Here is a 9,475-nt window from a genome sequence, read left to right on the forward strand (position 1 = left end):
CGGTGCAGGCGCTGGAGCCGCTGGTGGCGGCGGGACTCGTAACGCACGAAGGGGTGTTGTCACGTTGCGGTGCCTCACCACGCCGAAATCACATGATCCCGGAGACGTCCCGCAGTTGGCGGCGGCTGGTGAGGCGGAGCTTGGTGTAGACGTGACTGAGGTGGTATTCGACGGTCTTGGGGCTGACGAAGAGCGTGCGGGCGATCTCGTTGTTGGTCAGGCCATCGGCGGCGAGCTGGGCTACGGCGTGCTCGCGTTCGGTCAGGGCAGTGGCCAGCTCGGATGCGCCGGACAGCACGACGGTGGGGCGAAGAGAAGTGAGCTCATGGGCCGCGCGCTGGGCGTGGGGGGCGGCGCCGAGGGCGGTGTAGGCGTTGTGTGCCTGTTCGAGGTGACGGGCAGCTGCGTCGGGGCTGCTGACGGTCACGAAGTGACGGGCGAGGTCGTGGTGGAGGAAAGCGCGGTGCAGGGGAATGTCGTCGCCGTCGTGGGAGGGAGTTTCCAGGCCCTCTCGGTAGTACTGGAGGGCGGTTTCGGTATCACCCCGGGCGGCGGCGAGCCGGCCGTGCAGCCATCGGTGTGTTGCGGCCAGGGCGGGCGCGCCGCTGGCAAGTCGGTCGATCACGGCCAGGGCCGTCTCGGCGTTCCGCAGGTCGTCAGGCGTGGGCCGGACATCGGTGGCGGTGAGCGCCTCGACATACAGCGCTGTCCACAACAGCGGCCTGAGCCTGCGCATACCGGGGGCGAAGGCGGGGTCGTTCAGCGGCTGGAGGGCCTCACGCATGGCCGGCCAGTCGGCGCGCGCCTGAGCCGCCACCGCTGCAGCCACAACCGGGAAGAGACCGTCGTACTCGGGGAACCAGTCGGCGGACTTGCGGGAGGCCACAAGATGGGATGCGGCTTGCTCGTGGTGACCCTGTTGGGTGTAGGCCATGGCTGCGACCGCGTGGCTGGGGGCCAGACCCCAGGGCTGTCCTACGGTCTCGGCGACCATCAGAGCGTGGTCGGCGCTGACGGCTGCCTCCGCCCATCGGCCGGTGAGATAGCGCCCCAGACTGAGCGTGAAGAGCGCCGAGGAGAAAGAGGAGAGGTTGCTGTCGGCCCGCTGGCGGGCGGCAAGAGTTGCCAGGTCGTCGATCCCTGCCCCCAGAACACCGGCACATACCCGCAGCAAACCCCGGAACATCAGCAGCGGGCTGTTCGTGTGGGCCAGCTGGTCGGTCGGCTCGGACAGACCTGACTCGGCCATCACCACCAGCCCGGCCAACGGTCCATCGGCGAGACCAAGCGAGAGGGCGAGGGCGCCGCGGGCATAGTGAGCCGCCGTGCTCGAGGGCAACCTGCCGACAACGGGATACAGCACGGCAGCACCCTTGCGGCCGTCGGTCCGCAAGATGTGGACGAAACCCAGCCACGTGGCGGCGATCTCGCGGGTGGCCGGGTCGGCGGTCTCGGCAGCGGGCGCCAGGAGCCTGTCCGCGGTGGCGAGGTCGCCGGCCAACCCGGCCATGTACCCGAGAACGGCGTCGCGCTTGAGAGTGGGCGCGCAGCTTTCGACGGCCTCGCGAAGAGTCTGGGCGCGGGCGAGCGCTTGAACAAGGAGGAGGTGGGTGGCGGCGGTGATGAGGTGGTGTTCGCGTGTGTCGCGGGTGGAGGAGAGGTCGGCGGCCCAGAGCTGGAGGGTGGCGGCGCGGTGGTGGCGGCCCTGGGCGGTCTGGCGGGTGGCTTCGGCGGAGAGCCGGTCCGCCAGCTCCGGGTCGGTGGTGACGGCTGCGGCCACGAGATGGTCCCAGGCCCGGTCAGGGTCCGCCATCGTAGCTGCGGCTGCGTGCAGGGCGTGGCGGTGGGTGGGGGAGATGGCCTGGTAGATGGCGTCGCGCTGGAGCTGGTGGTGGATGCGCAAAGGGGTGGTGGGATGTTCGGGCTGCCACTGGAGCAGCCCGCCGGCCAGGGCCGCGTCCAGTGCGGCGGTGGCGTCGGTCAGGCCGGCCAGCCGAGCGGCGGTGGCCAGCGGGGTGGCGGTGTCGAGGACGGCGAGGGCCTGGACCAGGCGGCAGGCCTCGGCGGGCAGCCGGTTCAGGGTGCGGCGGACCAGCTCGTTGAGAGTGGAGGGTACCGGCAGCGGGCGTGCCGGGTTGGCCAGCGCCTGAGGGCCGGCCTCGGCAAGCAGCGACCGCAGATACAGTGGATGGCCGGCGGTGTGCTCCCACAGGCGGCCGACGGCCTGCTGGCTCAGTGCCGCGCCGCTGCCGGCGGCAGCCATCTGCGCGGTCTCCTCTCGGCTCAGCCCGATCAGTCGTAGCGGCAGCACTCGGGCCGCACCCCGGGTCACGGTGTGCCAGCCCCCGTGGGCGGGTACCCCCGGCTCCGCGGTGGCGGATGCCCTGGTGTCCTGGGTACGGGCGGTGATCACGGTCAGGATGGGCTCGCTGTACAGACGGCGCAGCACGAAGGACAGTGCTTTGAGGGATTCCTCGTCCGCCCAGGGGATGTCGTCGATCACTACTGCCAGCGGGCCGGACTCGGCAGCGCCGGCCAGAGCTGTCAGTAGATCCGTACCCACTGCGAAGGGGGAGGACGTCGGCGCCGTGGCCGGCCTCTGGGCCCCGAACTCTGCCCCGGGCAGCCGACTGAGTATCTGGTCCACCACCCCGTAGGGGTAGTCCTGCTCAGAACGATCGCACGCACTCCAGCAGATCTTCAGCATGTCCGGCCCCGCCGCCAGCGCACGCTGGGCAAGCGCGGTCTTCCCGATCCCCGGTTCGCCCTCGACGACCACCATCCACGGCATCCCCAGCGCCGCCTCGGCCCGGCAGCGTCCGATCGCCTCCAGTTCCTGCAACCGGCCCACGAAATCCGCCTCCTGCGCCACGCCCTGCGCACCGGACGGCAGCCCGGGACCTGCCATCGCGGAGAAAGCTGCGTCACGTGGCTCAGAGTCCATACCAGGTCACCGGCTTCCGCTGTCCGTCGTACCTCCAGTGTCCTGCGCCGGAGATCCGTCAGCAGAATCGGGCGAGGAAGTCGAGGATCTGTCGCCGGCGCTCTTGGTCCGTGTGAACGGTGTGGGCTCTCCTCGTCGCCAAGGCACTCGGCATCGCCGCCGCTGACGGAGACATGCCCAACGGAGCCATGTCCAACAGGGCATGCAGTCTCGGGGCCGGGGCCGGGATCGGGATCGGGGTCTTGGAGGGACGGGTGGCCGACTCCGGCGAGAAGATCCACATCAGCCCAGCGCCCGAAACGCGAGGATGGGCACGTAGGAAAAGGTCTCAATTGTGATAAACCCTGGAACACAGGATAGGAGTGGACGCTATGAACCTGCGTGCGCGCGCGATGGCCCTGCTGGCCGCGTTTGCTCTTGCAGCGGCTGGATGCGGCAGCTCGGACGGCGGAGAAGGAAAGCCCTCGACGCCTGGTGTTACCGAGGACACCGTCACCATCGGCGGCCATGTGGCTCTAACCGGCCCGGCCGCGCCCGGCTTTCGCGACTTCGCCCCGGCTGTAAAAGCCTACTTCGACTATGTCAACGACAATGGCGGTGTCCACGGTCGCAAGATCGTCTACAAGTACCGGGACGATGCTTACAACCCCAGCACAACCGTGGACGCAGTTCACGAACTGGTCGAGCAGGACAAAGTGTTCGCCATCGTGGGGGGCCAGGGCACCCCTACTCACACCAAGGTCACCGACTATCTCAACAGCCAGAAGGTCCCCGATCTGTTCGTCGGGTCCGGCTGCCCCTGCTGGGACGCCCCCTCCACCCACCCGTACACCTTCGGCTGGCCGCTCGACTACATCCGCGAAGGAAAGATCCTCGGCGCGTACGTGGCCTCCGCCTTCCCGGGAAAGAAGGTTGCGTACTTCACCCAAAACGACGATTTCGGCAAGAGCGGAGTCGAGGGACTGGATCGGACCGTTCCCGCCTCATCGGTCGTAACCCGTCAGACCTACGAGCCCGGAAACCTCGACATCACTCCGCAGATGACCGCCATCGATAATGCGAAGGCTGACGTCATCATCGCCTACACGATCCCCACCTACACCGCCCAGCTGCGGCTCGCCCAAATCAAGCTCGGCAACACGGCCCAGCTGGTCGTGAGCTACCCGGGCGCGGACCCGCTCACCTTGTCCCAGCTGCTGAACTCCTATGCCGCACAGAGCGGCAGCGGGTCGGGTGACGCACTCATCCAGGGAATGGTTACGGATACGTTCCTGCCGCCCCTCTCCGGCTCCAGCGGCTGGAGCGATCTGTTCATGAAGGTCCGCGACCATTACGCGCCGTCGCTGCCGGAGTCCGCGCTGGCCCAGTACGGCATGGGGGTGGCCTTCTCCTTCACCCAGGCACTGCAGAAGGCCGGAAAGAACCCGACCCGCCAGTCGATCGTGGACGCTGTCCAGTCCGGCGGCCTCACCAGCCCCGGTCTGGTTCCCTACGCTTACAGTGCCCAATCCCACGCCGGATTCTCCGGCTCCCAGGTCGCCGAAATCAAGGGCACCGAACTGACCCTGCAGGGCAAGCCCCTGACCACCGACGACGGCAAAGGCCCGGTTACTGCCTATACCGGTGACCTCCCCACCGCGCTCAACGGGTTGGGGACGGGATGAAGTCGGGGCTTTCCTGAGGCCGGCGTGGTCTTGCAGAGGGTCCGGTCGGACCGGCACTACAGGTGAGCATCGTGTCTTCCGGGTGGAACCTCGTCGGACGGCCCGCGCGTATCTGAAGGCCCTGCTGGGTCCGGTGAAGCGGAAAAACTCGTGGCGGACCGCCGCATAAGCCGGCCAGGCGACGCCTGACAAGGTCAAGGATCTGCTAGGGCGGATGACTTGGAGCTGGGGAGGGCTCCGCGACGAGGCCCGTGCCTTCGTGGTCGAGCACCTCGGCGATCCGTGACGAAGGCGGAGCCGTGCGACGAGACCGGGGTCACGCCGGAGACCGGGCCGGTGCGGGTGGACATCGTGGCCCGGGCAGTGCCGCCGACGTTCGAACGCCGCTCGTGCGGGGCCGGGGTCGAAGGGCGAGCGGTACTACGACTGGGTGCTGCACCTGACCGTCTGGCACCGAGCTCTCAAATCTCACCTGTAGTACCGGGCCCGGCTGCTCGACACGGATGCGAAACCGATCGATCTCTGCCTACCAGCGCAAGGAAGGTTCAGCGCTGACCGTGGGGTAGCCGATGCCAGCCTCGAGAGGGGCACCCGCAGCATAGGTGGCGGCCTCGATGGCAGAGGCCGTCACGAGATCTATGCCAGGCATGGGCGTGATCAAGGCGCCACTGCACTGAGACCCCGCGCCACTGCGCGAAACACTCGATGTCCCGGTATGGGTGAACGCGTCGAGCACCAATGCATACGCAACCGCGTCATAGGTGAGCTGCATGTGGTCCACGACCCGTAGGGGGCAGACACTCTGAATCGCGATGTTGGTTGCTCCGCCATTTTGCCACGACACCGATGTGGGCAGCTGCGGGATGGATGCCTCGTCAGTTCGTGTGGAGATGCTTGTATAGCTGACGGCACCCGGGGTCTCATCACCGGCGTTGAGAGCCGAAATGAAGTTCGACCCTGCCCCGAGAAGAGGATGCTCGAGCTTCATCTGCCACATGGCCGGCACACACGACCCTGCCACGCAAAGCGTGTTGGCGAAGGCAGTGCCGTGGTAGGGCGCACCGAGGGCGACCATGTCATCGACCGAGTCACGTACGTCGGACCAGTACTTGATCGCTGCCCTGCCCACGAGCGCGCCCTGGGAGAACCCGAGGACGTCGACCTTCGATCCATAGTGATCAGTCATCGTTCGGACGGCGTGGACGGCGTACTCGGTGGAGGTCTGAATGTCGGTCAGAGCATGATCCGGAAGGGTTACCGTGCACGCGTTGATGCCCTCGTTGTTCAGTGCGGGAACGTAGTTCCAGTCCCATGCGCCAGGACCGTCCTGTGCGGTCCCGTGGATCAGCAGTACCGGCTCCCGCCCCGCAACCGGAGTCGGGGCATCGTGACACTGCAAGGCCGCCGCCATTGTCGCTTCCGGCACGTCCAGTGGAGGGTCACCTGTCTCGGCCGATGCGGAGATTCCCGGAAGTCCGATCAACAGCGCCGCTGCGACGGATATCCCGCTGAAGCGACGTAGTGTCATAGGTTTCACGATTCTCCACCTGTTTTCTGCGTAGGATGTGTCCTCGTTCGGGACAGCGGTATCCAGTGCTCTCTCTCGCGACGGCCCCTCAGCCGTCGCGATAATCCCAGCCAGAGTTCGGCCTACCAGGCCGCCATGTCACCTTCCAGCGGCACTGCCGATGCCATCGGCCGGCTCGGACGGAGCCGACTGCACATCATTGCGCCTGTATTCACAGCATGTAGCCTATTAAGGCATAACGGAGGCAAAGCGGATCCTTACGAGCGCCGTTGCCTCCCTTCTGATCTGCATGAATTGCCCTATCGGGCAGCCAGAACTCCCTGGCGAGAGCAACGTGAGCAAGCGGAACGTCACCGAGATCGCCCGGTACTACAGGTGATGTTCGAGAGATCGGCGTTTTCGCTGTTCGTAGTGGATGCGGCGGGCGAGGGCTTGGTGGGCGCGTCGCCACAGCGACGGGGCCACGACCACGGCCGGTGTGTGCGTGACGTGCCAGAGGGTCTGGTGGAGCAGGCGGCGGATCTCCTCGGCGGTGTACGGGATCAGTGCAGGACGCTGTCGAGCGGGAGCGGGAGCGGCAGGTGCAGCGGCGGCCACGTTATGGCGGGTCCGTGTCCCCCGTCCTCTTCCTGCCGTCCGGCCTCGCTGTCCGGGGCGTGTGCTGCCGCTCTGCCTGCGGTGCGGGTGGAGGTGACGGACAGGAACGCGAACGCGGCCAGGGCGAGGGCCATGGGGCGGTGCCACGGTTCCCACTGCCGGACCTCGTACTGATCCAGGCCGCAGTCGGACTTCGCGGTCTCGAAGCAGTCCTCGACCCCCCACCGCATCCCCGCCACCCGCACGATCACGGCCAAGATGGTGCCTTGGTGGGCGTGGACGGCGAAGAGCGCCAGGTCGGTGGGGTCGGCGATCGAACGACGCACGAGCAGCAGGTGCTGCCAGCCGCTGTGGGCGGACCCGGCATCCGACGGCCAGGTGACCTCGGCCGGGGCCAAGTCGTAGTACCGCTCGCCCTTCGACCCCGCGCCGCACGAGCGGCGCTCGAACACCAGCGGGGTCCGGTCGGCGAATCCATCCAGGCGGATACTTCTGGCGCAGCGGTCATGTGTCGGACGGCTTCGGTTTCGCCCTCGCCTTGATCTCTGCAGCTCGGGCGAGGAGCTGGATGACCTTTCCGGAAGTATGCCTGAGGAGTCTGCGCGTTGGCTTGTCGAGCTTCAGATAATAGGCGATGCGATCCCTATCCGTAGGCATATTCGACAGCGTGGACTCGATCTCTCGGCGGCACTCCTCCACGATGTCTTCATTTCCGTAGGCATCCTGATCTGGATAGGGCATCGCTGCGAAAAGCTGATAGAAGGCGGTGCGGCCATTCTTTGAAATGAATGACATGGCCCGGTTTCTGTTGTCCCAATGCCTCACCTTATTGTACATCCGATAGGTTGCCCGGTCCTCCCTGGATAGGCTGTTCCATTCCATCAGGGCCGCGTCCGGGTCAACCTCGATCAGGGACTCGAGAATTATCGCCTCGTCCCGGAGGTCTCGCGAGTAATCGGTATCGGCGATGGCCAGTGGTCCGCTCTCCCCGGCTGTGGGCAGGCACGCAAGGAGATGGAGATCGGTGTAGCCTTTCTCTGGGTTGATTTTGGAGAAAAGGCCGGTGCACGAGTGCTTTTCCGAGGTGCATCTGTCTATGGAGTTGCACAGCGCGATCGGCCCGTTGATCGGGGATGTGGAGATACTCTCATGGCCGTCTATGAAGACGACCTTGTCAAGCATCGGGGACATGTAAATGACGTCGTATGCGTCGTTCTTCTCGTCCGGGGTGCACGACTCCAGTATCTGATTCGGCATGTCCAGATTGGATCCGTCTGCTTCGAGCGTAAGGGTGGGGGAGCTGTTGGGGCTATTGACGGCATTGCACGCGTCGACCAGTTGGAGTCCCTTTCCCTGTTCGCCCCATATATGCACCTTGAGTCCATTTGGAATGGCGACGAAGCCGTACTCGGGCCCTCCGTGACCGATGATGTAGATGGAATCCCCATAAGCGCTCCCGTGGTCTTCTGCTCGTTCTCTCCCGATCCCGGCGTGGGCCGCCTCGGCGATGGTCATGCGCAGTACCTGCTCGCTCGCCCTCGGGCCTGTGTTTTTCTCATGGATCAGGCGTGTCGCCCCCTCTGGTGTAGGGAAATCCAGACAGTCGCCTCCATTGAACAGGACATCCCAGGCAGTGTGAAGCCACGAGGATGCAGAATCTGCTGATATGAACTCGGATCCCGTTGCCGCCTGGTGCAGAAGCTGGGAAGCGTAGTAGCCGCCGTTCATTCGATACTGCATCAATTCGGAATAGATCTCTGAGGAAAAAGATTCGAAGCCGTTGTCGCCGGGGCCTCTGTAGCGCTGCTGGGCGGCGAAATTTCCATAGCCACCGCCGGGGTCACCATGTTCCTGGGCGGCCTCGATTGCACGTCGAAAGAAATTCTCGAATTCTCCTGCGGTGGACGGTATCAGGGGCCAATTTTCCATGGATTCTCCTAGTTCCCGGCCGGGTGATGAACGCAGGGACATATCGCGCGTCTATCAGGTGGATTTTCCTCGCCGTGCGCGGTGGTGATCGTCGGGGCCCGGCCATGGAATTCCGGGCGTGTGGCCATTAGTTTACGAGGTCCGGTGTGCGGGAGTGATTCCCGAAAGGTCCGCCGATCGGGTGGAAGAGCTTGTCAGACATCCCATGCCGCAGCGGTGTCAAGCTGCGGTCGGGAGGGTTGCCTGGAGGATCAGGGCTGATTCAAAGTCAATGCCGGGAACCCTGGAAGCCGCCGACGGATACTTCTACTTCTGACTGCACCCTTCGCACCGGCCGGCGGCCCGCCGGCGACGGAGCGCCTCGACGCCGCCGGCTTCGACCTCACCGAGCCGCACCGCCTCGCCGACGTCGACACCCGGTCTCTCGGCCCCGCCGAATGGGCCACCGCAACAGCGGCACCGTCTACCACCGGCTCAGGACCAGGACGGAAGCACTCTGCACCGCCCCGCTGTGGGGTCTCAACGGCGCCCACCCCCGGCCCGTGCTGGACACCGGCAGCTTCCCCGCCTTCGCCCGGATCTGCCCGAACTGCACCGACCCCGCGTGGCTCGCCCACCAGGACAGCCGACCCTCACCCCTCACCCGCGGTCGCCGCGCACCGCCTGCTGCCCAACCCCTCCTGCCCGTTCCCTCCTGCCAGAAGGGCATGTTGCCGACCCCGCGTCCGAACGGTGCGTCAAGCGAGGTGGTCGTGCACTTGCCTCCTGCGGGGCGGTGGTCCGTCCCGAAGGAGGCGAGGCAGGTGGGTGGTC

The 9,475-nt window shown here is 66.0% G+C and carries 5 protein-coding genes; 1 reads left to right on the forward strand and 4 read right to left on the reverse strand.

The annotated features are described in order from the left end of the window. Positions 1–88: 88 nt before the first annotated feature. Positions 89–2,908: a LuxR family transcriptional regulator gene (locus tag AA75_RS20620; protein WP_158515540.1), complete on the reverse strand. Its 2,820-nt coding sequence runs from the start codon at positions 2,906–2,908 to the stop codon at positions 89–91. A gap of 407 nt (positions 2,909–3,315) precedes the next feature. Here AA75_RS20620 and AA75_RS20630 point away from each other — a divergent pair, with 407 nt between their 5' ends. Beyond that, positions 3,316–4,608, forward strand: a complete 1,293-nt coding sequence (locus tag AA75_RS20630) for an ABC transporter substrate-binding protein (RefSeq protein WP_033821621.1) — start codon at positions 3,316–3,318, stop codon at positions 4,606–4,608. A gap of 526 nt (positions 4,609–5,134) precedes the next feature. Here AA75_RS20630 and AA75_RS20635 read toward each other — a convergent pair. The 3 genes from AA75_RS20635 to AA75_RS47730 all read right to left on the reverse strand — a co-directional run bounded on the left by AA75_RS20635 (position 5,135) and on the right by AA75_RS47730 (position 8,662). After that, complete coding sequence (locus AA75_RS20635; RefSeq protein ID WP_082526689.1) at positions 5,135–6,136, reverse strand: alpha/beta fold hydrolase; 1,002 nt, start codon at positions 6,134–6,136, stop codon at positions 5,135–5,137. A gap of 542 nt (positions 6,137–6,678) precedes the next feature. After that, positions 6,679–7,185 carry a hypothetical protein gene (locus AA75_RS20640; protein ID WP_051812904.1) on the reverse strand — a complete coding sequence of 169 codons (507 nt, stop codon included), beginning with the start codon at positions 7,183–7,185 and terminating at the stop codon, positions 6,679–6,681. Between the two features lie 52 nt (positions 7,186–7,237). Beyond that, complete coding sequence (locus AA75_RS47730; protein WP_149038279.1) at positions 7,238–8,662, reverse strand: hypothetical protein; 1,425 nt, start codon at positions 8,660–8,662, stop codon at positions 7,238–7,240. Between the last annotated feature and the right edge of the window lie 813 nt (positions 8,663–9,475).

It is taken from the genome of Kitasatospora sp. MBT63 (assembly GCF_000710465.2).
Taxonomy (GTDB): Bacteria; Actinomycetota; Actinomycetes; order Streptomycetales; family Streptomycetaceae; genus Kitasatospora.

Excerpts from the sequence above, each read along its gene's own strand:
- AA75_RS20620 (WP_158515540.1), bottom strand. The coding sequence starts at position 2,908 with ATGGCAGGTCCCGGGCTGCCGTCCGGTGCGCAGGGCGTGGCGCAGGAG.
- AA75_RS20630 (WP_033821621.1), top strand. The coding sequence starts at position 3,316 with ATGAACCTGCGTGCGCGCGCGATGGCCCTGCTGGCCGCGTTTGCTCTT.
- AA75_RS20635 (WP_082526689.1), bottom strand. The coding sequence starts at position 6,136 with ATGACACTACGTCGCTTCAGCGGGATATCCGTCGCAGCGGCGCTGTTG.
- AA75_RS47730 (WP_149038279.1), bottom strand. The coding sequence starts at position 8,662 with ATGGAAAATTGGCCCCTGATACCGTCCACCGCAGGAGAATTCGAGAAT.